The 24,449-nt window shown below is 35.1% G+C and carries 23 protein-coding genes; 14 read left to right on the plus strand and 9 right to left on the minus strand.

Annotated elements, in window-relative coordinates; genetic code table 11:
* Positions 1-4: 4 nt before the first annotated feature.
* Positions 5-1,147 carry a sterol desaturase family protein gene (locus RM520_RS12425; protein WP_311386000.1) on the minus strand — a complete coding sequence of 381 codons (1,143 nt, stop codon included), beginning with the start codon at positions 1,145-1,147 and terminating at the stop codon, positions 5-7.
* Positions 1,148-1,387: 240 nt separating this feature from the next.
* On the opposite strand from RM520_RS12425, the gene RM520_RS12430 reads away from it, so the two are divergent.
* From RM520_RS12430 to RM520_RS12445, 4 genes are all read left to right on the plus strand, one after another.
* A complete protein-coding gene (locus RM520_RS12430) occupies positions 1,388-1,891 on the plus strand; it encodes a GbsR/MarR family transcriptional regulator (RefSeq protein ID WP_311386001.1) in 504 nt (167 codons plus the stop codon).
* Between the two features lie 389 nt (positions 1,892-2,280).
* Complete coding sequence (locus RM520_RS12435) at positions 2,281-3,192, plus strand: TIGR01777 family oxidoreductase (protein WP_311388212.1); 912 nt, start codon at positions 2,281-2,283, stop codon at positions 3,190-3,192.
* Positions 3,193-3,341: 149 nt separating this feature from the next.
* Positions 3,342-3,896: a sigma-70 family RNA polymerase sigma factor gene (locus RM520_RS12440; RefSeq protein WP_311388284.1), complete on the plus strand. Its 555-nt coding sequence runs from the start codon at positions 3,342-3,344 to the stop codon at positions 3,894-3,896.
* A 3-nt stretch (positions 3,897-3,899) separates the two neighbouring features.
* Entirely contained in the window at positions 3,900-4,130 is a 231-nt protein-coding gene (locus tag RM520_RS12445; RefSeq protein WP_311386003.1) for a hypothetical protein, read from the plus strand.
* Here RM520_RS12445 and RM520_RS12450 read toward each other — a convergent pair.
* Positions 4,127-4,951: a UbiA prenyltransferase family protein gene (locus RM520_RS12450; protein ID WP_311386004.1), complete on the minus strand. Its 825-nt coding sequence runs from the start codon at positions 4,949-4,951 to the stop codon at positions 4,127-4,129. The two genes, RM520_RS12445 and RM520_RS12450, sit on opposite strands and share 4 nt — an antisense overlap.
* A 126-nt stretch (positions 4,952-5,077) precedes the next feature.
* On the opposite strand from RM520_RS12450, the gene gcvP reads away from it, so the two are divergent.
* From gcvP to RM520_RS12470, 4 genes are all read left to right on the plus strand, one after another.
* On the plus strand, positions 5,078-7,939 hold the full coding sequence (gene gcvP / locus RM520_RS12455) for an aminomethyl-transferring glycine dehydrogenase (RefSeq protein ID WP_311388213.1): 2,862 nt from the start codon (positions 5,078-5,080) through the stop codon (positions 7,937-7,939).
* A 171-nt stretch (positions 7,940-8,110) separates the two neighbouring features.
* Positions 8,111-9,169: a 3-oxoacyl-ACP synthase III family protein gene (locus RM520_RS12460; protein ID WP_311388214.1), complete on the plus strand. Its 1,059-nt coding sequence runs from the start codon at positions 8,111-8,113 to the stop codon at positions 9,167-9,169.
* 151 nt (positions 9,170-9,320) lie between these two features.
* On the plus strand, positions 9,321-9,842 hold the full coding sequence (locus RM520_RS12465; protein ID WP_311388215.1) for a methyltransferase: 522 nt from the start codon (positions 9,321-9,323) through the stop codon (positions 9,840-9,842).
* A gap of 9 nt (positions 9,843-9,851) precedes the next feature.
* Positions 9,852-10,703, plus strand: coding sequence for a glycosyltransferase family 2 protein (locus tag RM520_RS12470; RefSeq protein WP_311388216.1), 852 nt, complete (start codon positions 9,852-9,854; stop codon positions 10,701-10,703).
* Between the two features lie 5 nt (positions 10,704-10,708).
* Here the strand turns inward: RM520_RS12470 and pafA are convergent, their stop codons facing one another.
* Positions 10,709-12,376: an alkaline phosphatase PafA gene (gene pafA, locus RM520_RS12475; protein WP_311388217.1), complete on the minus strand. Its 1,668-nt coding sequence runs from the start codon at positions 12,374-12,376 to the stop codon at positions 10,709-10,711.
* A 112-nt stretch (positions 12,377-12,488) separates the two neighbouring features.
* Between pafA and RM520_RS12480 the strand changes: the two genes are divergently transcribed.
* Positions 12,489-13,229, plus strand: a complete 741-nt coding sequence (locus tag RM520_RS12480) for an MlaE family ABC transporter permease (RefSeq protein ID WP_311386010.1) — start codon at positions 12,489-12,491, stop codon at positions 13,227-13,229.
* Positions 13,226-13,993 (plus strand): ABC transporter ATP-binding protein, encoded by a 768-nt coding sequence (locus tag RM520_RS12485; protein WP_311386011.1) that lies wholly within the window; start codon positions 13,226-13,228, stop codon positions 13,991-13,993. The genes RM520_RS12480 and RM520_RS12485 overlap by 4 nt, the downstream gene beginning before the upstream one ends.
* 1 nt (position 13,994) lies before the next feature.
* On the opposite strand, the gene RM520_RS12490 is transcribed toward RM520_RS12485, so the two are convergent.
* From RM520_RS12490 to RM520_RS12500, 3 genes are read right to left on the minus strand one after another with little or no spacing between them, the layout of a single operon-like run.
* The gene (locus RM520_RS12490) at positions 13,995-15,449 is read right to left on the minus strand and encodes a DUF389 domain-containing protein (protein ID WP_311388218.1); all 1,455 of its coding nucleotides are present in this window, start codon (positions 15,447-15,449) and stop codon (positions 13,995-13,997) included.
* 3 nt (positions 15,450-15,452) lie between these two features.
* A complete protein-coding gene (locus RM520_RS12495) occupies positions 15,453-16,532 on the minus strand; it encodes a mannose-1-phosphate guanylyltransferase (protein WP_311388219.1) in 1,080 nt (359 codons plus the stop codon).
* 11 nt (positions 16,533-16,543) lie between these two features.
* Positions 16,544-17,149, minus strand: coding sequence for a SprT-like domain-containing protein (locus RM520_RS12500; RefSeq protein ID WP_311388220.1), 606 nt, complete (start codon positions 17,147-17,149; stop codon positions 16,544-16,546).
* 66 nt (positions 17,150-17,215) lie between these two features.
* Between RM520_RS12500 and RM520_RS12505 the strand changes: the two genes are divergently transcribed.
* From RM520_RS12505 to RM520_RS12520, 4 genes are all read left to right on the plus strand, one after another.
* Entirely contained in the window at positions 17,216-19,594 is a 2,379-nt protein-coding gene (locus RM520_RS12505; protein ID WP_311388221.1) for an alpha-L-rhamnosidase-related protein, read from the plus strand.
* Between the two features lie 11 nt (positions 19,595-19,605).
* Positions 19,606-20,238: a peptidylprolyl isomerase gene (locus RM520_RS12510; RefSeq protein ID WP_311388222.1), complete on the plus strand. Its 633-nt coding sequence runs from the start codon at positions 19,606-19,608 to the stop codon at positions 20,236-20,238.
* Between the two features lie 64 nt (positions 20,239-20,302).
* A complete protein-coding gene (locus tag RM520_RS12515; protein ID WP_311388223.1) occupies positions 20,303-20,722 on the plus strand; it encodes a 3-keto-disaccharide hydrolase in 420 nt (139 codons plus the stop codon).
* A gap of 6 nt (positions 20,723-20,728) precedes the next feature.
* Complete coding sequence (locus RM520_RS12520; protein WP_311388224.1) at positions 20,729-21,028, plus strand: 3-keto-alpha-glucoside-1,2-lyase-like domain-containing protein; 300 nt, start codon at positions 20,729-20,731, stop codon at positions 21,026-21,028.
* On the opposite strand, the gene RM520_RS12525 is transcribed toward RM520_RS12520, so the two are convergent.
* The 3 genes from RM520_RS12525 to RM520_RS12535 all read right to left on the minus strand — a co-directional run bounded on the left by RM520_RS12525 (position 21,025) and on the right by RM520_RS12535 (position 24,445).
* Positions 21,025-21,705, minus strand: a complete 681-nt coding sequence (locus RM520_RS12525) for an SDR family NAD(P)-dependent oxidoreductase (protein WP_311388225.1) — start codon at positions 21,703-21,705, stop codon at positions 21,025-21,027. The two genes, RM520_RS12520 and RM520_RS12525, sit on opposite strands and share 4 nt — an antisense overlap.
* Positions 21,706-22,725, minus strand: a complete 1,020-nt coding sequence (locus RM520_RS12530) for a M28 family metallopeptidase (RefSeq protein ID WP_311388226.1) — start codon at positions 22,723-22,725, stop codon at positions 21,706-21,708. It lies immediately after the preceding gene.
* An 85-nt stretch (positions 22,726-22,810) separates the two neighbouring features.
* Positions 22,811-24,445 carry a dihydrolipoamide acetyltransferase family protein gene (locus RM520_RS12535; RefSeq protein WP_311388227.1) on the minus strand — a complete coding sequence of 545 codons (1,635 nt, stop codon included), beginning with the start codon at positions 24,443-24,445 and terminating at the stop codon, positions 22,811-22,813.
* Positions 24,446-24,449: the final 4 nt, after the last annotated feature.

Below are 24,449 nucleotides of genomic sequence, written 5' to 3' on the forward strand. Positions count from 1 at the left end.
AAAATTATCGGTCACTTCGCTCTTCGGGGAGTAAATCATTCTTAAATGGGTTTTTCACAAAAGGAAAAATAAACTGTTTCATAAACCCTTTAGGAAAAGAGGCATCTACCAAACCTGTACCTTTCGGCCATTCATTACCAGGCAGGTAATAGGTGCCAAAAATCTTATCTATAAAAGGAAATACTACGGCAAAGTTATTTCCGTAATGTTCTGGCTCTTGGCAATGATGCCAATGATGATATTGCGGAGTTGTGATAATATATTTCAAGAATCCAAAATTGATTCTAGTATTTGCATGAATAAAGACCGCATGGATAGCTATAAAAACTATATATACATTGAAAGTGAGTGTTGAAAAACCTAAAACGTACAATGGCATATAAGACATGCTTCGAGTAAAAAAGATATCAATAAAATGGGTTCGAGAACCCGCTAGCCAGTCCATATTTTCAGTCGAATGATGGATGGAATGAAAACGCCAAAGAAAATAGTGTGAATGAAAAATACGGTGAGCGGCGTATTGAAATAAATCTGTGACCACTAAAGCAATTAAGAGTTCAATTACAAATGGTAACTCATTTACCCAAGTATGAACCCCGTCAAGATTCATCCAACCAAAAAAGGCCACCGCCGGCTTCTTGGTTAGCACGCCAAATAATTGAATTGCTAAATGACTAATACCAAAATAAACAAGGTCAGTGCGCCATTCTGGATGAAATTTAGATTGAAGCTTATTCTTTGGAAAAACCAATTCTATTGGCACAAATATCAATACCATTACTAATAAATCCAATATAAGCCAATCTAATCCTAAACTCCAATTCATTTTTTCTACCGCCCTACCCTCTACGGTCATTCCCCCTAGTAATACTGCCAAAGCACCTAATACTACTCCAACAACCGCATACTTTTTATTATTTGCTAGCAGTAGGCTTACCAGTGCAAACAGAAAGGTTGCTATAATACCTCCTAACATTAAATTTTCAACAATTTCAGGAGTGTAAACCTCTCTAAATTCTGGTGTGGTTAGTTGCTCAGGAAATTTAAAACAAAGAATTCCACCTAAAGAAAGTGCACCCAAAAATATTGATAGTGCACCACTTATCTTTCCTTCTCCAATACGCATTCGTTTATGTTTGTTTTCCATTATCCAGTATAAAATGGTGAACTTTTATATTAAAAATAATCTTCAATAAAATTCGCACAAAAAATGAATAGTAATTTCGGGCTTAAAAATAACATCATAAAGATATTCATTAATGTAAACCTAATCTTGATTAGTCATAACGACTGAAACAAAAGAAGATTATGAAAAGCCGTTGACTACATATCATTTCAAACTTTCAATAATTATTGAAAGTTTGAAATAAATTATTATATTTGTGTTATGGAATATCAAGAAGCAAAAAACAAATTTATAAGCACATGGGGTAGTTTAGGCACTTTATGGGGCATTAATAAAGCAATGGCACAAATTCAAGCGCTTCTTTTTATTTCTACTAAAGCACTGACGACTGAAGAAATTATGGAGGAGCTAAAAATCTCTCGAGGCAATACAAGTATGAATGTGAGACAACTTATTGATTGGGGTATTGTTAAAAAAGAATTGGTTGCAGGAGAGCGCAAAGAGTTTTTTTCTACCGAAAAAGATGTGCAGGAATTGGCTAGAATCATTGCGACGGAACGCAGTAGACGAGAAATTAAACCAGTTATCAAAACTCTAGAATCAGTGAGCAGCATAGCGAATGATGGAACTGCAGCCACCCAAGAGTTAATTAAACAAACCAAGGCATTACATGAATTGGCCGAAACAGCGGACACTATGCTCAATAAAGTAATTAATCAAAAACAAAACTGGCTTACCAAATCATTATTTAAAATGTTGAGCTAATTTTTTTAATTATTAGTTTCAATTTTTTCTGAAACTTTTAAAATAAATATTATGAAGAAAATATATTATATAAACCTTATAGCTTTCATTATTACTTTACTGCTTTATTTAACGATTTGGCTCGGCCTAATTGCTCAAATTGCCCTAGGCTTTATTCAGCTTATATTAAGTTTGATTCTGAGGTTTGACTTCAACTACTCCGATAAGCGGAAGCATCTTAACTATTATCATTTAATTGTAATTTTTTACTCAGGTCTGTTCTTTATACCTGTAGTATTTGAAAGTTTTATGAATAACATTTTTGGTATTATTATTTATATCATTCTACCAATGTCAATAGCCTCTTATTTCACATGGATTGTTGATTCACCAAAAAAAACAATATTATAATGAAGAAACTAATAATAGCCGGTGGAACCGGTTTTCTAGGAAAATCGCTGATTGAATATTTTAGCCCAAAATTTGACAATATTACAGTTCTTACACGAGGTAAAAGTCGATTGATTAAGAATATTAAATATTTGAATTGGGATGCAGAAAACATTGATGATTGGCAACAAGAAATTGAAGGAAGTGATGTTCTTATAAACATGACTGGTCGTTCTGTGGACTGCCGTTATAATCAAAAGAATAAAAAAATAATCCTTAATTCTCGGGTTAATTCTACAAAGGTTCTAGATCAAGTCATTCAAAACTCCATTGAACCTCCCAAAGTATGGTTAAACTCTTCAACTGCAACTATCTATCGTCATTCTTTGGATATAGAGATGAGCGAGAATGGAGGCGAGATAGGTAGTGGGTTTTCAGTTGAAGTGGCCAAAGCCTGGGAAAATGCCTTTTTCTCTTCGGTTAAAACAGGAACAAGAAAAATAGCACTGCGTACGAGTATAGTATTTGGTAAGGGTGGCGGAGCGTTTACTCCTATTAAAAATTTAGCTAAACTTGGTTTTGGGGGTAAACAAGGCTTAGGAAATCAAAAAGTAAGTTGGATACATATAGACGATTTTGTTAGAAGTATAGAATTTATTCTTCAAACAGAAGATATTAATGGGGTAATTAATCTTGTGGCTCCAAAACCAACAAACAATTTTAAATTAATGAAAACAGTAAGAAATAGTCTCGGAGTTCCATTCGGGATTCCATTACCAAAAGGTTTATTGGAAATTGGAGCAAGACTAATCCAAACTGAAACCGAACTTATTCTGAAAAGCAGAAATGTAATCCCGACAAAACTTTTGAAGGCCGGATTTAAATTTAAGTACAACACTATTTTTAGCGCCATAGAAGAAATATGCAACTAATGAACATATTTATAGATATCAATAATTTCGTTAAGATTAGGCCAAAACTTCTAGCTGTGAACTTCTTGTGATATATTTTGAAGTCGTTTGTACGAAAACAAAATATAGTTAACTTAAAACCTGTAATTTTGAAATTCCGAAAAACGACTATGCCCCTTAATGAATTAGATCCTAATACTTGGATAGACAATTATGCGGATTACCTCTTTAATTACGCAATTACACGTGTGAGCGATGCAGAAATTGCTAAAGATTTAGTACAAGAAACTTTTTTCGCTGGTTTAAAATCTGCTAAAAATTATAAGGGTGATGCTGCAGAACGTACATGGTTAATCGCAATTTTAAAAAGAAAAGTGATTGACCATTATCGTAAAATCAATTCTAAAAAAGGTAAGGCTGAAGTTCGTATGAGTTATGCAAACACTTCTGAAGACGAAGGAGATTGGTTAGAAGAAAGAGTTGCAGACCCCTCTAATTTGGGTGGTGATGAAACCATTGAGAATCAAGAGCTTGGTATGGCAATTCATGATTGCATATCAAAACTACCTAAAAAACAGTCTTTAGTTTTCACAATGAAAACAATTCAAGGCATGAGTACTGAAGATATTTGTAATGAATTAGGCATAAATCCGTCAAACTTGTGGGTAATGATACATCGTGCCCGCACCGCATTAATGGGGTGTATGAATCAAAACTGGTTTTAGATTATGATGATTTCCTGTGAAAAAGCAGCTGATATTTGCAATAAGAAACAATATAAAGAAGCGTCTTGGTGGCAAGTTGTAAAACTTCGGTTTCACATTCTTATATGTAAAACCTGTAATCAGTTTTCAACAAAAAACACCAAGTTCACAACGTTATGTGACAAAGCTAATCTTCAAATGATTTCAGAAGAGGAGAAAAAAACGATGAAAAAAGAATTGGAAAAACAGTTTTAATAGACCGCTTTTACCAATACCAATAGCATTAAATAAACCAAAGGCAGTACTTCTACCCAAAAAGAAGCGAAAAATTTGCTTTGGTCTTCTTTGGTCATTTTAATTATTGCAAAAAGCAATAAACTAAACATAACAACACTTATCCACTCAGCTTGTAGCGCAGTCGTTTTAAAAAACTGAAGTGAAAAATAGGCCACGATTAAAACATAGCCGATGGATTTTGTCTTCAAAATACCAATTCGTTGAGGCAAAGTTCTAAGGCTTGGTTCGTCATATTTTAAATCTCTTATTTCAAAAGGAATCAATAAAATTAAAACCAATAATACTCTTTGAGTTATTAAAAGAAAAACTTCACCCGTTAGTGATAAATTAGCATCTAGCACAGGCAATATTACTGTGCAGCCCATCCAAACGAGGGCAACTAAATAAACTTTCATCCCTCCTAAACTCCTCAAATTTTTTGTCTGTGGCAAAAAAGGAATAGCATATAAGGCGCTTATTAATATTAAAATTAGGATGCTGAACCAAAGGTTATTATCTAACTGCAAGAAAAAATATAATGCTGAACTAAAGGCTAAAAAACTAAAAATTTGAATTAAACGATGATAAGGATTTGATACGATTATATACTTTTTTGCTTCAACACCAAACTTCATAAAATTGTAACAAACAATAGTACCGAAAAAAAGAAAACCTACAAGGTCATAATTTGTTGAAACTTTTAAGAGTTGAAGCGAAATAAAATAAAGACACACAACAGCTAAAGCCACGTGTATACTAGCATCTAGATAAAAATTAAAAACTTGCTTAAAAAGCTTCATTAAACAAAATTAGACAAACCAAAGTTTTGGTGAATTTCCCGTTAAAAACTTTACATTCAAGGTCTTCAAAAGTGCTCAATTTCATAGAATAAATGCCTAATTTTGTGGTCTTTATTTTGATATAATATGAATACAGACGCGTTTGCATTGCGCCATATTGGCGTTCACGAAAAAGATTTAAAAAAGATGTTCGAAATCGTTGGCGTAAATGATTTGGAAGAACTTATTAGTCAAACCATTCCTCATGATATTCGCCTTAAGGAAAAATTGAATTTACCAGAAGCCATTAGTGAACATGATTTTTTAAATCATATCCAAAATCTTGCGAATAAGAACAAAGTATTCAAATCTTATATTGGCTTAGGTTATCATGAAAGCTTGACACCTTCAGTTATCAAAAGAAATATTCTTGAAAATCCAGGCTGGTATACAGCCTATACTCCTTATCAAGCTGAAATTGCACAAGGCAGATTAGAGGCCCTATTAAATTATCAAACCATGATTTGTGATTTAACAGGTATGGAACTCGCAAATGCATCACTTTTAGATGAAAGTACCGCTGCCGCTGAAGCAATGACCATGTTGTATGATATCCGCAGCAGACAACAGAAGAAAGCAGGGGTCTTAAAATTCTTCGTTTCTGAAGAAATTTTACCTCAGACATTGAGTCTTTTAAAAACACGTTCGACACCTCTTGGTATTGAGTTAGTTATCGGTGATCATGAAAAGTTTGAATTTTCAAATGATTTTTATGGCGCCATTTTGCAGTACCCTGGTAAATACGGACAAGTTCATGATTATGAGGCTTTTGCAACAAAAGCGCAAGAGAATGATATTAAAGTTGCTGTTGCAGCAGATATTTTAAGTCTAGTTTCTTTAACTGCACCTGGTGATTGGGGTGTTGACGTAGTGGTCGGAACTACCCAACGTTTTGGAATTCCGCTGGGTTATGGTGGCCCTCATGCGGCTTTTTTCGCAACGAAAGAAGCATACAAGCGAAGTATTCCTGGACGTATTATTGGAATGACCAAAGATACTGATGGTAATCCTGCCATGCGTATGGCTTTGCAAACAAGAGAACAACATATTAAACGAGATAAGGCAACCTCAAATATTTGTACTGCTCAAGTACTATTAGCCGTAATGGCTGGCATGTATGCTGTTTATCATGGTCCTGAGGGATTAAAATTTATAGCGAATAAAGTTCATGATAAGGCTAAATTATTTAGTAAATTTCTTCAAAAGCTAGATTACAAACAACTTAATTCAGTTTTCTTCGATACCCTTAAGATTCAAGTTAACGATTCAATGAAAATTAAAAACGTTGCGGAAAAGCATGGAGTGAACTTGAATTACATTGACGAAAATATGGTTTCATTATCTTTTAACGAAGCAACTTCAAATAATGATTTAAAAGCTTTGATGAGTATTTTTTCTTCTGCAAAAAAGGACAAAACAGAGAGTCATGGCTTTAAGTCTTATGCCAATGAAATAGATGTTATTCCACATGAATTAAAAAGAGACTCAACATTTTTAGAGCAACCGGTATTCAACTCTTATCATTCAGAAACCGAATTGATGCGTTACATTAAAAAATTGGAGCGAAAAGATTTAGCTCTAAACCATTCTATGATTTCATTAGGTAGTTGTACCATGAAATTGAATGCCGCTTCTGAAATGCTACCCTTAAGCTTAGCTAATTGGGGTAATATTCACCCCTTTGTTCCACTAAATCAAGCCGAAGGATATCAGTTTATGCTTCAAGAACTTGAAAAACAATTAAATGTGATTACCGGTTTTGCAGGAACTTCGTTACAGCCAAATTCAGGAGCACAAGGAGAATATGCAGGTTTGATGACAATCAGAGCTTATCACGAGTCTCGAAATGAAGCACATCGTAATATTTGTATTATTCCAGCTTCAGCTCATGGAACGAATCCAGCTTCAGCTGTGATGGCCGGCATGAAAGTAGTTGTAACAAAAACTGATGAGCACGGTAATATCGATGTGGTTGACTTAGAAGAAAAAGTCAATGTACATTCTGAAAATTTAGCAGCCCTAATGGTTACTTACCCTTCTACCCACGGGGTGTTTGAATCTTCTATTAGATATATTACAAAATTAATTCATGATAATGGAGGCCAAGTTTATATGGATGGCGCTAATATGAATGCTCAAGTTGGACTCACCAACCCTGCAACTATTGGAGCCGATGTATGTCACTTAAACCTACATAAAACATTCGCCATTCCGCATGGCGGGGGTGGTCCTGGCGTTGGTCCAATTTGTGTAGCTCCACAATTAAAACCTTTCTTGCCTTCTAATCCCGTTATTCCAACCGGGGGAGAAAAAGCGATTACAGCAATTTCTGGCGCTCCTTGGGGCAGTGCTTTGGCGTGTCTAATTTCTTACGGATATATAAAAATGCTTGGTGCTGATGGGGTAACCGATTCCACTAAGATAGCCATCTTGAGTGCTAATTATATCAAAGAAAGACTTAACGGCAAGTATGATGTGCTTTACACCGGAGAGCAAGGCAGAGCTGCACATGAAATGATTATAGATTGCCGACCTTTTAAAGAAAATGGTATTGAAGTCACTGATATTGCCAAACGACTTATGGACTATGGATTTCATGCACCGACCGTTTCCTTTCCAGTTGCAGGTACTATGATGATAGAACCTACCGAAAGTGAAAGTCTAGCAGAGTTAGACAGATTTTGTGATGCCATGATTTCCATTAGAAAAGAGATTGATGCCGCTATAATTGAAAACCCGAATAACGTATTAAAAAATTCACCACATACATTGGCCATGGTGACATCTGATAACTGGGATTTCCCTTATTCTAGAGAACAGGCTGCTTTTCCTCTCGATTTTGTTGGGGATAACAAGTTTTGGCCAACAGTAAGGCGCACAGATGAGGCATTTGGAGACCGTAATTTAATATGTACTTGCACACCTATTGAAGCATACGCAGAAGCCTAATTAGCTCAATGTTTTAAAGAGATAAGCCCATTATTTTAAATTAATAATGGGCTTTTCAATTTTACAGAAATCGTTTACTTGGTCTTGGCTGTCGTAACAACTACTATGCATGCATAGTAGCTAATGTTGTTTTAATGTATATTGTGCATTACATAGAATTACTAACCACTCATGAAAATAGGAATTACCGGAACAGGGAGCTATTTACCAGAAATTATTACTAAAAACGAAGATTTCATTAATCATAAATTTCTAGGCTTAGATGGAAGTGAAATACCCAACTCCAATGAGGTCATTATTGAAAAATTTCAAGCAATTACGGGCATTGCTGAACGCAGATACGCTAAAGCAGAATTAAAAACTTCTGATCTTGGTTTTCTTGCTTCCGAAAAGGCTATTGCTGATGCTGGTATTAATAAGGAAGAATTAGATTATATAATTTTTGCACATAATTTTGGTGATGTAGAAAAAGGTAAAATTCAAGGTGACACTTTGCCCTCTCTTGCCACAAGGGTGAAACATCTGCTACAAATTAAAAACACCTCTTGTGTTGCTTATGACATGCTTTTTGGCTGCCCTGGTTGGATTGAAGGCATTATTCAAGCCAAAGCTTTCATTCAGAGTGGAATGGCTAAAAAATGTTTGGTTATTGGCGGTGAAACCCTTTCAAGAGTAATTGACCCGCATGACCGAGATAGCATGATATACTCTGATGGTGCCGGCGCGTGTATTTTAGAAGCAGATAGTAAGAAAGGTGAAATTTTAGCACACGCAAGTCAAACCCATGCTAATGGCGAGGCTTACTACCTTTTCTTTGATAAAACTAATGACCAAAATGGGTGTTCAGATACCCGATATATTAAAATGCATGGTCGCAAAATATATGAGTTCGCTTGTTCCAATGTTCCACAAGCCATGGCTGACTGCTTAAACAAAACAGGTATTTCAATTGATGAAGTCAAAAAAATATTTATTCATCAAGCCAATGAGAAAATGGATGAAGCTATAATAAAACGTTTTTATAGACTTTATGGCAAAGAAGTGCCTGAAGGTGCTATGCCGATGATTATAAAAGAAATGGGGAACAATTCGGTAGCCACCGTTCCTATTCTTTATGACCGCGTCCGAAAAGGCAATGTAGAACATCATAGCTTAAAAAAAGACGATGTCATAATATTTGCAAGCGTAGGTGCAGGAATGAACATCAATGCTATCGTTTATCGCTATTAAAAAACAAGGCGTCTAAGTGAGTAGATACATAACTTCAATAGGGTAACTTTTAAAGCCGCCGATGATTGGCTTAAGGTGACATTATTTCAAGACTTATCTTTTTTAAATGATAATTATGGAATTTGTCATTTGAAATTTAGATTTTTACAAGATGTACGAAGGTAAATATCCACACAAAAGGTATCGAATCACCCTTGAATTTCTTCAAAAACATATTTCTAAAGAAGTAAATATTTTAGATTTAGGAGTTGAAAACCCCTTTTCTGAAATCATGAAATCTGAAGGTTTTAATATTGAAAATACTTCAGGGGAAGATTTAGATATTGATTTTAAAAGTGTTTCTAATTCGAACGCTGAAGTGGTTACAGCATTTGAAATTTTTGAACATTTAATTGCACCTTTTAACGTTTTAAGAGAAATAAAGGCTGATAAATTAGTAGCCAGTATTCCAATGCGTTTATGGTTTTCTTCAGCTTATAGAAGCAAAACAGACCCTTGGGATCGTCATTATCATGAGTTTGAAGATTGGCAATTTGATTGGTTATTAGAAAAAGCAGGTTGGAAAATTGTTGACTCCGTTAAATGGACTAATCCGACCAAAAAAATAGGCTTTAGACCTTTATTACGCTTCTTTACAAATAGGTATTATCTTGTTTATGCCGAAAGAGCCTAAATTTGTTCTATGCGCATAAGCATTATCATTCCAGCTCATAACGAAGAAAAGTTTTTACAAACTTGCTTAGTATCATTTGTTTCTCAATCGCAACCTCCTGAAGAGCTTATTATAGTTGATGATAATTCTTCTGATGATACTCTTAAAATAGCAACCAGATTTAGTCAAAAATATGATTGGATTTCAGTTTTACAAAGAAAAAGCACCGACGAACATATTCCAGGTAAAAAAGTGGTTGACACCTTTAATTATGGCTTAAAACATACCTCGTCATATGATTTAATAGGAAAATTTGATGCTGATATAATTCTGCCAAGTAACTACTTTGAGCAAATGAGAATCCATTTCCAAAGCAATTGGAAACTGGGCATGTGCTCCGGCTTATTATATATAAAAAAGGGGGAAGACTGGTTTTACGAAACTATTGCAACTAAAACACATATTCGCGGACCAATAAAATTGTACCATAAAGCGTGTTTTAATAAAATTGAAGGACTAAGACCTGCAACGGGCTGGGATACCGTGGACACTTTACTTGCAAAATATCATGGCTTTGAAACTTTTACCGATGAGCACTTAAAGGTCAAACATTTAAGACCAACTGGTCATGGTTATAGCACCAAGAATTATAAAGCCAAAGGAGAGGCTTTATTTAAAATGCGTTATAGTTTACCATTGGCAAAAATCGCATTGTTAAAAATGGCCTTGCAAGCTAATAGCCCTAAGCTATATTTACAAGGAGTGTTTAGTTACTTGGGAGCTTGGTTTAGTGGCAAAAAAAGTTTTGTTACCTCTAATGAAGGTAAGTTTATACGTAGACTTCGATGGAAAGGTATATTAAATAAGATATTTAATATTTAACCATTTTACTTTAAAACCTCAACTATTGGCTTACCGGTTGTTCCATTTGGAAAAGCCACACCTAACATACTGGCCAAAGTTGGCGCAATATCAGGTATCTCTGTTCTTGAAACCGTCCCTCCCTTTTTAATACCATTCCCATAAAACAACAAAGGAACATGAGTATCATAAATTTGTGAAGAGCCATGAGTTGAACCTGTTTTTGGATATGATATAAATCCAGGTTTTAAAACATAAAGTACGTCCCCTGAACGTTTCTGATTCCATCCATTTTGCAAAACATAAGGAATACCTCTTGTATACTCTTGCTGCCACATTTGATACCCAGTAAAAACTTTATCAACATCAGCATAACTTTGTAACTCCAGCGCAATTTCTTCTTGAACATCATCTAAGTCCATATCTAAATTGTTGATGACCTTTCTATCTAAAAACACCTGATAGTTACTTATGTTTTTAACTAAATCAGTAGTTCCATATTTGTATTTTAAGAACTCGTTGAACTCTTCTTTAAGTTGTTTTCCATTCAAATAACCCGCGGGTATTTTTTGATCTATTAAAAATGATGGTACATGAATAGCGCCATGATCAGCAGTTAAAAAAACAGTATATTGACCAGCACCTACTTGACTATCTAAGGTGCTTAACAACCTCGCTAAATCTTGATCTAAACGTAAATATGTATCTTCTATTTCTTTAGAATTAACCCCAAACTTATGCCCTACATAATCTGTACTCGAATAACTTATTGCTAAAAAGTCAGTATCAGAGTCCATACCTAAATTTTCATTATTTAAAGTTTCAATAGCAAAATCTGTTGTAATGCTATTTCCATAAGCAGTAGATCGTAGAGAATTGAAATTACCATTAGCTTCCCAAAACTTTGGTAAATCATGTGGAAAGGTTGTCGTGGTTTCACCCTTTGATTTCCCTTCATAAGTATTCGCATCTGAACCACTTTCAATATAACTACTAATCGGTTTTAAGGTTTCCCAAGGTTTTTTATATACTTCAACGGCATCTGAAGCATTGAAATTCGCAACCCAATTTGGTAAAACATCCATATAATAAGAACTTGTAATCCAGTTTCCAGTTGTTCCTCCCTCAAACCAATAAGCAGCATTAGCAGTATGTCCACCCGGTAATACCGCTCCCCTATCCTTTAGGGCTACAGCTATAGTTTTACCTCTCATCTGAGTATGTAATCGCAATTGGTCCGTTATCGTTGTTGTTAACATTCGATGAGGAGACATTTTACCAGCATCCGAACTTGAACCTACAGTATTGAAGGCCTCATCAGAGGCACAATACACTTCCTTATCATTTACTTTGTCATACCAATTATTCCCTATAATGCCATGAGAAGAAGGACTCGCTCCAGTATAAACAGAAGCATGCCCTGGTCCTGTGCTAGTTGGAGCATAATTAAAATGATGGTTTTTACAGTTAAAGCCTTGGTTAACCATTCTTTTAAAACCGCCATCTCCGTATTGATTCCAAAAACGAGTCAAATAATCATAACGCATTTGATCAACTACAATACCAACAACCAATTTTGGATTTTGCCCTGATTCTGACACAACAACTTTACTTTTTCCTTTTCGTTGTGCCGTACTTATTGAAAAACTCAATACAACAGCTATCACTAAAAGAACTAGATTATTTTTTTTCATCTTCTTAATTTGAATGTAACAAAGCTATCAATTAATATTTTTTAAAATTTAATTCAAGGTTAAATACACAGCAATATTGTTATTTTTACTGAACAAGTTGATTTTCATTTTAATGAATTACATAGCTGCAATTGGCAAGTATTTTATAATGGTTAGGGAGGTTTTTAAAAAACCAACTAAATGGCGCATTATGCGTTCTTTAATTTTGAAAGAAATTGATGAACTAATTTATGGCTCTATGGGCATTATTATTTTTATTGCCTTTTTCATAGGTGGTGTTGTTACCATACAAACAGCCCTCAATTTAAACTCCCCTTTTTTACCAAAAAGTTTAATTGGTTTTGCCACGAGACAGTCCGTAATATTAGAATTTGCACCAACATTTACCTCAATAATTATGGCAGGTAAAGTGGGGTCTTATATCACATCGAGCATTGGTACCATGAGAGTTACTGAACAAATTGATGCTCTTGAAGTAATGGGTGTAAACTCACTAAATTATTTAGTTTTTCCTAAAATTATCGCAATGCTAATGTATCCTTTTGCCGTTGCAATTGCCATGTATGTTGGTGTATTAGGTGGTTGGGTAGCAGCAGTGTTTGGAGAGTATGCACCAAGTGGAGAATTTATTAAAGGATTACAATTAGATTTTATTCCATTCCATATTACCTACGCTTTCGTAAAAACCCTTGTTTTTGCCATTGTTATTGCAACTGTGCCTTCTTTTCATGGGTTTTATATGAAAGGTGGAGCATTGGAAGTTGGTAAGGCAAGTACCACAGCTTTTGTTTGGACTAGTGTAGTCATTATCATTTTAAACTATGTATTAACACAATTAATGCTTGGACAATGATAGAAGTAGAAAACGTACATAAATCTTTTGGTGACACTCATGTTTTAAAGGGTATTGACACTTGTTTCGATCAAGGCAAGACTAATCTAATAATTGGACAAAGTGGTTCCGGAAAAACAGTATTCCTAAAATGTTTATTAGGTCTTTTTGTTCCTGAAGATGGTACTATAAGTTATAGTGGTCAAAAATATTCTGAGTTATCAAATAGCGAAAAAAGAGACTTAAGACAGGATATGGGTATGGTTTTTCAGGGTAGCGCACTCTTTGATTCTATGACTGTTGAAGAAAATGTAATGTTTCCAATGGATATGTTCACCAAACGCAATATGAGTGAAATGCGTGACAGAGTAAATGAAGTATTAAAGCGCGTAAACTTGGTAGATGCCAATACAAAATACCCCTCTGAAATTTCTGGTGGAATGCAAAAAAGAGTGGCAATCGCACGAGCAATTGTGATGAATCCTAAATATCTTTTTTGTGATGAACCTAACTCTGGTTTAGATCCAAAAACAGCTATCGTCATTGATAATCTAATTCAAGAAATCACAGATGAATATAATATTACAACCGTTATTAACACCCATGACATGAATTCGGTGATGGAAATTGGTGAAAAGATTATTTTCTTAAAGAATGGTTTTAAAGAGTGGGAAGGGACCAATAAAGAAATCTTTAAAACTGACAATCAAGCAGTAACTGATTTTGTGTATTCTTCAGAATTATTCAAAAAAGTACGCCAAATGTACATTGAAGAAAGAAATTAAGTTACTCTACTTTATTCACTTGTATCGTACTATCTTTTAAGCGCACTTTAAGCCAACTTCTTATTTTGGTCATTTCAGTGTTAGTAACTTCTTCAGAAAGGCCATCTTTCAACCTTACCTCAAAGAGCGAAATAGTATCTTGCTTGTTAAAATCTGTTTGAATTCTGTTTGAAAATCCAATTCCGGCAACGTGCTCATAATTGACTTTTGCCTCCGCAGTAATCTCATCAAACGGAATACTTTTTTCTGCGTATTTACCTAAGTTGGCTACTTCCTCTTCCAATACACGAATTCGTTCATCCTTGGTTAGTAATTCGGCCTTTTTTGACTCATACAACTCATTAACATAGTTAAATTTCTGTTCTGAATCGTCACGACCTCCATGCAAGACTCTTAATTCCGTATCCATAAGCCTTGAAAAGGTGTTCTTTTTATTTCGCCACATATTGATGATATTCTCAGGAACTTCTTCAGTACCTAAAATAGCTAACTCTAAATAAGAACCTGCTTTTTTATCAAAATGAACATCAGTTAAATCGTTTTCATAACGCCCATTGCCTTTGAACTCATAAATTTCAACAGTATCAGCCAAAAATTCTTGTGCTTGCTTTCTAAACAAAGATTCTTGTAACACGTTATAAAAAGTAATCCCTGCAGGAATCATTACGGCCAAACCAACCAAGGAAGCTAGTCTGGCAATAAACCTTCTTCGTTTTGAATTCGCATAACGCACCATTGGAAAACGAAGATATTTAATAACTAAAAATGTTGCTAAAGCAATAAAAATGGTATTTATGGTGAATAAATACATCGCTCCTAAAGCGTAAAGTGGTTTTCCTATTGCTAGACCAAAACCAACTGTGCACAGCGGCGGCATTAAAGCAGTTGCAATTGCCACACCAAAAATAACACTGGCAATAGTTCCTTTTTTTGCACGTGCAATGACCAAAGCTAATCCACCAAAAAATGCAATTAATACATCTCGAATATCTGGGGCTGTTCGAGCCAGCAGCTCAGAAGATTCGTCTCTTAATGGAAATAAATAAAAGAATAGGAAAGCAGTTAGAACGCTTAAAACTACCATAACCCCAAAATTCTTCAGAGAACGTCTCAGCATGTCAATATCATTAATTGCTAATGATAAGCCCATACCTAAAATAGGTCCCATGAGTGGGGAAATTAACATCGCTCCAATAACTACAGCTGTAGAGTTAGCATTTAAACCAACGGAAGCTATAAAAATGGAACAAATTAAAATCCATGAAGTATGCCCTTTGAAAGGAATATCAACAATAATGGATTCTTTAGTAGCTACGGGATCTGTGTTACTACGTATTTCTAATAACTCAAAAAGAAATTTTCTTCCACTACCTAATAGTCCTTGAAAGTCTTTTTTTACTTCTTGCCCTGTAGCGTCTGTAGCCGCCTCTTTATCTTCAAATAGATTATCACTCATAATTTATGCATACTGATCACCAAATTCATCTTTTACTTGGCCACGTACCTGCTTGATATCTTGCTGTTTCGATTTCGGGTAAATTAATAAAACATCATCTTTATCTACTATTATATAATCTTCCAATCCATCAACTACAACAATTTTACCTTTTGCCGCACTAATCATATTACTTTTAGATTCTATCAAAAGTGATTGTGCATTTACAACAGCATTTTCCGATTGGTCTTTATCTAGTTTTTCATAAAGTGCACCCCAGGTGCCTAAATCGTTCCAATCAAAGGTCGCTGGCAACGTAAAGATTGATTTAGAGTTTTCCAAGATAGCATAATCTATTGAAATGTTTTCTGCTTTAGGATAATTCTCTGCTATAAACTCTTGTTCATCAGCGGTGTTATAACAAGATATTCCGTTATTAAAAAGTTCAAATTGTTTCGCCTGATAGCTTTTAAAAGCATTCACAATCGTGGAGACACTCCACATGAAAATACCAGCATTCCACAAGAAATTTCCTTGGGCTAAAAAGTCTTTAGCCGTTTCTAAATTTGGTTTTTCACGAAATTGAGCCACCTTTTTTATTTGATTAGCATCTTGCTTTTCATACTCGATATAACCAAAACCGGTGTTCGGATAAGCTGGTTGAATACCCAAAGTACAAAGTACATCCTCATTCTCACACTTTTCAAAACATGCGGTCACATCATTCTCAAAGGCTTGCTCATCTTCAATCCAATGATCACTTGGAGCTACTATCATTACTGCGTTAGGATTCATTTTTTGAATCTTCAAGGCAGCATATAAAATACAAGGCGCTGTATTTCTCATGGCAGGTTCCAAAACTACTTGGTCTTGTTTTACCAATGGCAATTGTTCTAAAACCAAATCGTTATAGCGCTCATTTGTCAAAATCAAAATATTCTCTGTTGGAATAAATTTATTAAGTCGAGAAAAAGTTTTTTGAATTAAGGTATCACCAGTACCCAACATATCATGAAATTGTTTTGGGTTATCTGTTGTACTCACAGGCCAAAAACGAGATCCTACACCACCAGCCATTAAAACGGCATAATAATTCTTATTCATAGTTGATTGATTTAATCACTTATTAATTCTACTTCGGCATTGGGCTGAAACAAGTATAACCTGCCGCTTGCTAGTTCAATACATTCATAACGTTTAACGCGCTTTTTACCTTTTTGAAAAAGCTTTCCATTATAAATTCTGAATTTACTCCCCAATGGTATTTCAAAAACGTAAGAATATTCGTTCTGTTGCGTTTCATCAAAAGCTTTTAATGCTATTGATAGTTTTGCATCTGTACTACTACTTGCTTTAGGGTTTTTAAAGTGCTGAGCAATTAGAGGTAACAATTTCGTAGGGAAAATTTCTGGTCTAATGAATGGAATCATCAAATGTTGAAAGGTTCGTTTCCATTCTAATCCATGAGGTTTAATTCGGCGACCAAATTTTTCAAATGCCACTAGGTGTGCAATCTCATGTACTAAGGTTATCAAAAAACGGTATTTATTTAGTGAAGCATTGACCGTAATTTGATGTAGTCCATTAGGTAATCTTCTATAATCACCATGGCGTGTGACACGATGATTCACAATTTTAAGATTTACCCCATGTGTTTTTATCAAACCAAAACAAGGTGCTACAGCTCTCTCAGGAAGGTATTTTTGTAATACATCGCTCACACTACAAAAATAAAGGATTATATCAATTGTTGATATTGGCTATATTTATATATCAAATAATTTTCTATGAAATACGCCTCTAATATCTGCTTTTTTCTTTTGATTATGTTGCTGATTAACTGTCGTGAGCAGGCAGAGATTACCATAGTTAAAGAACTAACTAAGGTTAATGGAATTAAGGGTAAATCTGAATATTTAGCTTCACCCTTTGTGACCGCTGGCAACCGAGTGTATATGGTGGGGCACCAAGATGGTTCTTTTCCTGAACTAGGTTGGCATATTAAAGGAGAAATGGGAGGTATTTGGAATCACCCCATAAAATTGATGGATGGATTTGAGATTGAATTTAATTGGGAAGGTGATTCTCTTTCTTTAAACCAAGCTGAGTCGTTTATAAACTATCCATTTGCCAATTCACATGAATTCTCTTTTAAAAACAAAGGGCTTAAAATAAAGCGAAGTCAATTTGTACCTGACGATACGGAAGGTTTAGCTGTACAACTTGAAATTTATAATGATAGTAACGCACGTCAAGCTTTTCAACTTTCTTTTACGGGTCATTCTGATTTAAGACCTACATGGCTAGGCGAACGCACCGATATGATTGATAGTAAAGATTCTGCTATTTTTAATGATGCTATTGATGGATGGGTAATAAAAGACGAGAATAATCCTTGGTATGTTTGTTTTAATGCTTCTATGAAGTCCAATAGACATGCATTTAGTCCCAATTCTTATCAAGGCATTGGCAGTTCTAATCTACTAGGGTTTGATTTAACCTTAAAACCTAACGAATCAAAAACCATAACCTTTACAATAGCAGGGTCATACAAATCTGAAGCAGCAGCCATTTCAACCTTGCAAAACATTCAAAAAAACTTCCCGACCTTATTACGAGAAAAAAAAGAGCGTTATCAAAAATTAGCCGAGAAAACTAAACTTACTATTCCTGATAAAAAGTTAGAACAAACTTTTGAATGGCTTAAATACAATTGTGATTGGCTCATTAGAACAGTTCCTGAAATTGGAACAGGAATTACGGCTGGTATTCCTGATTATCCGTGGTGGTTTGGTGTTGATAGTGAGTATGCCTTACAAGGTTATATGGCGGTAGGGCAAGAAGATGCTGTTTATAACACTATCAAATTGCTAGATAGCGTTTCTGAAACCTTAAATGGGAACGGAAAAATCATACATGAAATGTCTACAAATGGGGCAGTTTTTAATCCAGGAAACATTAATGAGACCCCACAGTTTGCCACTTTAATTTGGCGTATATACCAATGGAATGGTGATAGGCAATTTTTAGAGAAGTATTTTCCAACTGTTGAAAAAGGTTTGCAATGGCTTATGGAGGCCAATGATTTAGATAAAAACGGATTCCCAGAAGGATTTGGAATGATGGAAATCCATGGACTAGATAGTGAAATGATTGATGTTGCTGTCTACACTCAAAAAGCATTTGCTGATGCTGCTAAAATGGCCAAAATTCTAAAAAAAAATGCTTTATCCAATACCTATGAAGCAATTGCAATAAAACTAAAAGAGAAAATAAATACAGATTTCTGGTCAGAAGATTTTAATTCGTACGCAGATTTTATTGGAACTGATGAACAGACTTTACACCTTATCGAAGATGCTATTATCAGAGCAGATACACTTGATAAACCCTGGTCGATAAAAGAGATGAAAGAAACAAAGCAATTTATTTTAGCCAATCCTTCTGATAAACCAAGACCTTTTGTTTTACATCACAATTGGGTGGTTAACACTCCTATGGAAATGGGTATTGCGGACAAAGAAAAAGCTTTAAAAGCTCTAGTAACTGCCAAAGATTATGTAAATCCGTTTGGGGTTTTTGTAACAGGAATTGACAGAGACGAATCCGCTGGCGCTAACGAAAACACGTATAAAGCACCACCCATTTTTACTTATACAGGTGCTGTAATGACTTTACCTACTGGGGTTTCTGCCATAGCCGAAAATAATTATGGAAGACCAAACCACGCCTTGGATTATTTGGAACGTATGACTCGTTCGTTCAGTTATGCACTACCTGGCAGTATGTATGAAGTATCACCTGATTTTGGAATGATGGCACAGGCATGGAACATCTATAGCTATGCCTACCCTATTGTGCATCAGTTTTTTGGTATACAACCTAATGCCGCAGAAAAAGAAATTGTAATCAGGCCTCAAATGCCTGATAAATGGAACGAAGCTTCATTAGAAAACATAAAAATTGGGGATAACGAAATTTCTGTTTACTATGAATTAATAGAAGGAAAACCTTCGGTTAATGTTAAACAAACCAATACAGAATGGACCATCAAGCTAGAACTTTCGAATACCGAGCAACCGGCTAAGGTAATTGGTAATATAAAAACAATAGATGGTACGATGATGGTTGAGGGTAAAGGCGATACTATTTCGGTAATTTATTAACTCTTGAATAAATGAAAAAGCTAAGAAACTGTTTATCTCTTATTTCAATTTTTGTTTTAATCATAGCCTGTTCAAGTTCAAAATTCAAAACGAGCTGGACAAAAATAGAAGCACCAGAAACATTCAAGACTGAGTTTAAAACTTCAAAAGGCATTTTTACGGTTGAAGTTGAACGAAAATTATCACCTAAAGCAGCTGACCGCTTTTACCAATTAGTAAAAACTCGTTATTTCGACACTATTTTATTTTACCGTGTTAACCCTGGGTTTGTAGCGCAATTTGGGAGTAATGACAGCGTGATTTACAAGGCATGGAATAGCTACAAAATCCCTGACGAACCAGTTTTACAAGGGAACAACAAAGGCACTTTGAGTTTTGCTCGAGGAGGAAAAGAAAGTAGAGGCACTGATTTGTTTATCAATTTAAGAGACAACCATCGGTTAGACACGCTATATTATAACGACGTGACTGGTTTTCCAACATTTGGCAAAGTGACTAACGATATGGAAGTTTTGGAAGCTTTGTATGATGGTTATGCGGATACTACCATGGATACTCTTAATTTGATGTATAAAGATTTGAATGCTTTTATAAAAAAGTATCCAAATCTCGATACTATTTATAAAGTGGAGTTTATTAATTAATAGAGTTATAAAGTTCAATTTTAATAATTGTATTTATCTTTAATAACCTCAAAACCAAAATGATATGAGACATGTTTTAAGCTTATTCAAGGCAGGTCTAATTGTTTTGTTATGTTTTTCTTGTAATGAAACTAATGAAGTTAAACTTTTTGATGGCACCTCATTAGACGGTTGGGAAGGGTCAGAAACTTTTTTTAGAATTGAAGAAAAAGCAATAGACGGTGGAAGTCCAAAACAACCTATAGATAAAAGCTACTACCTATGTACTAAAAAACACTTTGAGAACTTCGAATTGAAGTTAAAGACAAAATTTAATACTAACTATCTTATGATTAATGGAGGTATTAGCTTTAGAGCAAAACGCGTACCTAATTCAAATGAAGTAATGGGATATCAAGCTGATGTGGGCTATATTGATGCAAGTGCTTTAGCTATATTTTCGGATTTTACACCCAAGGATACCACTGATATTTATCCGCTTTGAGGTAGTTTGGTTGATGAAAATAGACTTGATATAGCACGCAATCCAAATCCAGAAATATTTCCGGTAATTTTTTATAAGGTAGCTGATAAAAAACTGATTGAAAGTATTATTCAACCAAAAGACTGGAACGAAGTAATGATTAAAGCGAATGGCCCCAATATTGAAATTAAAATCAATGGTGTTTCCACAGCTAAATTTACAGAGGAAGGCAATGTACCGACAACAGGGTGTGTTTGCCTGCAAACACATGCTGGCGCACCTTACGAGGTTCTGTACAAGGATATAACAATAAAACAAATAGATTAGGGGGTACTATTACTTACTTGCAGCAACTTACCATTATAAAGCTTATTTCCATTAAGTGAAAAGTTAAGTATGTATTGAGCCATTTCTTTTGCACCTATTGGTGCTTCGTACCCTGGGAAAGCCTCTGCTAGCATTTCAGTTTGCACGGCACCTAAGGCTAATACATTAAACGACGGGCCGGTTTCCTTAAATTCTTCTGCCCAAAGCTCTGTTAAGGTAATTACCGCTGCTTTACTAGAACTGTAAGCCGAAAGGCCAGGGAATTTCATACTACCCTGCACACCGCCCATGGAACTAATTGTAACAACATGAGACTCTTTATGCATTTTAGGCAAGAGTATTCTTGTCAACTCTGCTACCCCAAAAACATTTACACGATAAACCTGTTCAAAGTCTACTGAAGTTGTGTCAAAAAAAGGTTTATTCAAAAGGCAACCTGCGTTATTAATCAATATATCTAAAGTCTCCCAATCACGAATAAACTCAGTTACTTTTTTATAAGCATCAGCTTCGCCCAAATCAAAAGCAAATGTTGCGATATTAGCATGATTTAAATCTAGAATTGGTCTTGGGTTTCGTGAAAGGGCAAGTACTTTATGACCTTCGTCCGCAAATAATTTTGCTAACTCAAAACCAATTCCTCGACTAGTTCCTGTAATAATAATATTTTTTGACATCTATTTCAACTTAACTTCTTGACCTTCAGTATTGGCAATTCCCTCTAATACTGGAATCATTTTATTAACCATGGTGGCCATGTGTTCAAAATCTAAAATTTCATTCTCATCACCTACTTTATGGTAATGGTCAAAATTTGTAAAATCAAAAGTGCAAAAGGTATGTGAAGGCACTTCAAATTCGTTATGAAAAGGGTAATTATCGGAGCGTTGAAATAAATTAAATTCCTTAGCAGTAGGTAAAAATCCAACTAAATTTTCTTTTGCTATAACATTACTTACAGCAGCCAAATTTGACATTTCATATCCAGTAATATACACTTGATAATCTTTATCTTGCAATGGGACTCCGGTCATTTCAAAATTCAGCATTGCATATAGATTTAGATTCTCGCTCTTCATTCTTTTAGCCAAATGTTTAGACCCTAACAATCCTTTTTCTTCTGCACTAAAAAGAGCAAAAATCAGACTTCTTTTATTAGTATTCGTTGTGCCAAAATAGCGTGCAAATTCCATAACGGATGTTGTACCTGAAGCGTTATCATTAGCTCCATTAGCAATTGCATCACCATTTTCTGGTGTAATCATTCCAATATGGTCATAATGTGCTCCAATCAAAATATACTCGTTCTTTAAGATTGGGTCAGAACCTTCTACAACACCAACAATATTATAAGAGACTTTATCAAAATTTGATAGTGTATCACGATAAGTTGAATAGTATGATTTTATACCATTCTCCTCAAAACCTTTTTCAATATAAACGGCCGCCTTTGCAATTCCTTCACTACCGGAATCTCGTCCTTGCAACTCATCAGAAGCTAAAAAATTCATGATCTCACCAATTTTTTGACTATCCGTAAAACTATTATCATCAACGGAAGCCACCTTTGTGATTTTAGCCTTAACTCCTTCTGGGCCACGAATATCCGTAGCGGCATCAGTCGAAGTTTCTTTCATTTGAGTAGTTCCACAGGTATAGGCTAAAGCTAGTACACCAATTGCAAGTAAACTTTTCATAGTTATTGATTTATTTTTAAAGATAAAAAAAGCATCCCATTAAAATTAGGATGCTTTTCTATGTAAATTAAATTAGCTTATCAACTTAAGCCAACATTGTAACTGGGTTTTCTAAATAAGCCCTTAAAGTTTGTAAAAATTGAGCTCCCGTGGCACCATCAACTGTTCTGTGATCACATGCTAGTGTAACTTTCATAGTATTACCAACAACAATTTCTCCGTTTTTAACGACAGGCTTTTCAACTATAGCACCTACCGATAAAATAGCTGAATTGGGTTGATTTATAATGGAAGTAAACTCCAAAATTCCGAACATACCTAAGTTAGAAACAGTAAAGGTGCTTCCTTCCATTTCAGCAGGAGTCAACTTTTTATTTCTTGCACGACCTGCCATATCTCTTACGGCACCGCCAATAGTAGTTAAATTCATTTGGTCTGTAAACTTTAAAACAGGAACAACCAAACCATCATCAACTGCAACTGCTACACCAATATGAACATGGTGATTGTATCGAGTAGTATCATTATTCCAAGTCGTATTGACTTGAGGATGTTTTTTCAAAGCCATCGCACAAGCCTTTAATACCATGTCATTAAATGATACTTTAATATCTGGTAATCCATTAATCTGAGCACGAGAAGCCTTCGCATTATCCATATCCACCTCAATGGTTAAGTAATAATGCGGAGCAGCAAATTTTGATTCGCTAAGGCGTTTGGCAATTACCTTACGCATTTGAGAATTTTTAACTTCTTCAGAACCTTCTTCACCTACTGGCAAATTAATAGGAGCCATGGCAGTTACTGGAGCCGAAGCTGTTTCAGTTTTGGACTCAGGAACAGAGGTAGAACTAGCGATATTTGGCTGAAAACTTTCAACATCTCGTTTAACAATTCTCCCATTATCTCCACTTCCTTTAATATCAGCAAGATTAATTCCTTTATCTGAAGCAATTCTTTTTGCTAAAGGTGAAGCAAAAATTCTACTACCATCACTAACAACAGTGTTACTTGCTTGAGAAGTCACATCTGATTTTGGAGCTTCAACGGCTGCTTCTTTGTTTTCCGCTGGAACCGCTACAGCCCCACCTGAACTAGCACTTAAAACAGCGTTTACATCAGTACCTTCTGGACCTATTATCGCTAGAAGAGAATCAACTGGAGCACCTTCACCTTCTTGAATACCAATATGTAACAGAGTGCCAGAATAAAATGATTCAAATTCCATTGTTGCCTTATCTGTCTCGATTTCAGCAAGAATATCTCCCTCTTCAACAAGGTCACCAACTTTTTTAAGCCAAGCAGCAACAGTACCTTCTTCCATAGTATCACTCAATCTAGGCATTGAGATTACCTCAACTCCTTCAGGAATTTCAGTAAGACTACTTGCTTCTGCTTCAACAGCAGGAGTTTGCGTAACAACCGCCGCTTCTTCAGCAACTGGGGCTGCACTTCCTCCGATTAAATCAGAAATGTCTTCACCTTCTTCACCAATAATTGCTAATAAGGTATCAACCGGAGCACCTTCACCCTCTGCGATTCCGATATGTAAGAGCGTACCTTCATTAAAAGACTCAAATTCCATGGTCGCTTTATCCGTCTCAATCTCGGCTAAAATATCACCTTCTTCAACTTTTTCTCCTACTTGCTTTAGCCATTTTGCAACGGTACCTTCTTCCATGGTATCGCTCAAACGAGGCATATTGATTACTTCTGCCATCTAC

Origin of the sequence: Croceitalea vernalis (assembly GCF_031846405.1) — a bacterium.
GTDB lineage: Bacteria > Bacteroidota > Bacteroidia > Flavobacteriales > Flavobacteriaceae > Croceitalea > Croceitalea vernalis.

Bases quoted from the DNA above. Each gene is read 5' to 3' on its own strand.
- RM520_RS12425 (WP_311386000.1), bottom strand. From the start codon at position 1,147: ATGGAAAACAAACATAAACGAATGCGTATTGGAGAAGGAAAGATAAGT.
- RM520_RS12430 (WP_311386001.1), top strand. From the start codon at position 1,388: ATGGAATATCAAGAAGCAAAAAACAAATTTATAAGCACATGGGGTAGT.
- RM520_RS12435 (WP_311388212.1), top strand. From the start codon at position 2,281: ATGAAGAAACTAATAATAGCCGGTGGAACCGGTTTTCTAGGAAAATCG.
- RM520_RS12440 (WP_311388284.1), top strand. From the start codon at position 3,342: ATGCCCCTTAATGAATTAGATCCTAATACTTGGATAGACAATTATGCG.
- RM520_RS12445 (WP_311386003.1), top strand. From the start codon at position 3,900: ATGATGATTTCCTGTGAAAAAGCAGCTGATATTTGCAATAAGAAACAA.
- RM520_RS12450 (WP_311386004.1), bottom strand. From the start codon at position 4,951: ATGAAGCTTTTTAAGCAAGTTTTTAATTTTTATCTAGATGCTAGTATA.
- gcvP (WP_311388213.1), top strand. From the start codon at position 5,078: ATGAATACAGACGCGTTTGCATTGCGCCATATTGGCGTTCACGAAAAA.
- RM520_RS12460 (WP_311388214.1), top strand. From the start codon at position 8,111: ATGAAAATAGGAATTACCGGAACAGGGAGCTATTTACCAGAAATTATT.
- RM520_RS12465 (WP_311388215.1), top strand. From the start codon at position 9,321: ATGTACGAAGGTAAATATCCACACAAAAGGTATCGAATCACCCTTGAA.
- RM520_RS12470 (WP_311388216.1), top strand. From the start codon at position 9,852: ATGCGCATAAGCATTATCATTCCAGCTCATAACGAAGAAAAGTTTTTA.
- pafA (WP_311388217.1), bottom strand. From the start codon at position 12,376: ATGAAAAAAAATAATCTAGTTCTTTTAGTGATAGCTGTTGTATTGAGT.
- RM520_RS12480 (WP_311386010.1), top strand. From the start codon at position 12,489: ATGAATTACATAGCTGCAATTGGCAAGTATTTTATAATGGTTAGGGAG.
- RM520_RS12485 (WP_311386011.1), top strand. From the start codon at position 13,226: ATGATAGAAGTAGAAAACGTACATAAATCTTTTGGTGACACTCATGTT.
- RM520_RS12490 (WP_311388218.1), bottom strand. From the start codon at position 15,449: ATGAGTGATAATCTATTTGAAGATAAAGAGGCGGCTACAGACGCTACA.
- RM520_RS12495 (WP_311388219.1), bottom strand. From the start codon at position 16,532: ATGAATAAGAATTATTATGCCGTTTTAATGGCTGGTGGTGTAGGATCT.
- RM520_RS12505 (WP_311388221.1), top strand. From the start codon at position 17,216: ATGAAATACGCCTCTAATATCTGCTTTTTTCTTTTGATTATGTTGCTG.
- RM520_RS12510 (WP_311388222.1), top strand. From the start codon at position 19,606: ATGAAAAAGCTAAGAAACTGTTTATCTCTTATTTCAATTTTTGTTTTA.
- RM520_RS12515 (WP_311388223.1), top strand. From the start codon at position 20,303: ATGAGACATGTTTTAAGCTTATTCAAGGCAGGTCTAATTGTTTTGTTA.
- RM520_RS12525 (WP_311388225.1), bottom strand. From the start codon at position 21,705: ATGTCAAAAAATATTATTATTACAGGAACTAGTCGAGGAATTGGTTTT.
- RM520_RS12530 (WP_311388226.1), bottom strand. From the start codon at position 22,725: ATGAAAAGTTTACTTGCAATTGGTGTACTAGCTTTAGCCTATACCTGT.
- RM520_RS12535 (WP_311388227.1), bottom strand. From the start codon at position 24,445: ATGGCAGAAGTAATCAATATGCCTCGTTTGAGCGATACCATGGAAGAA.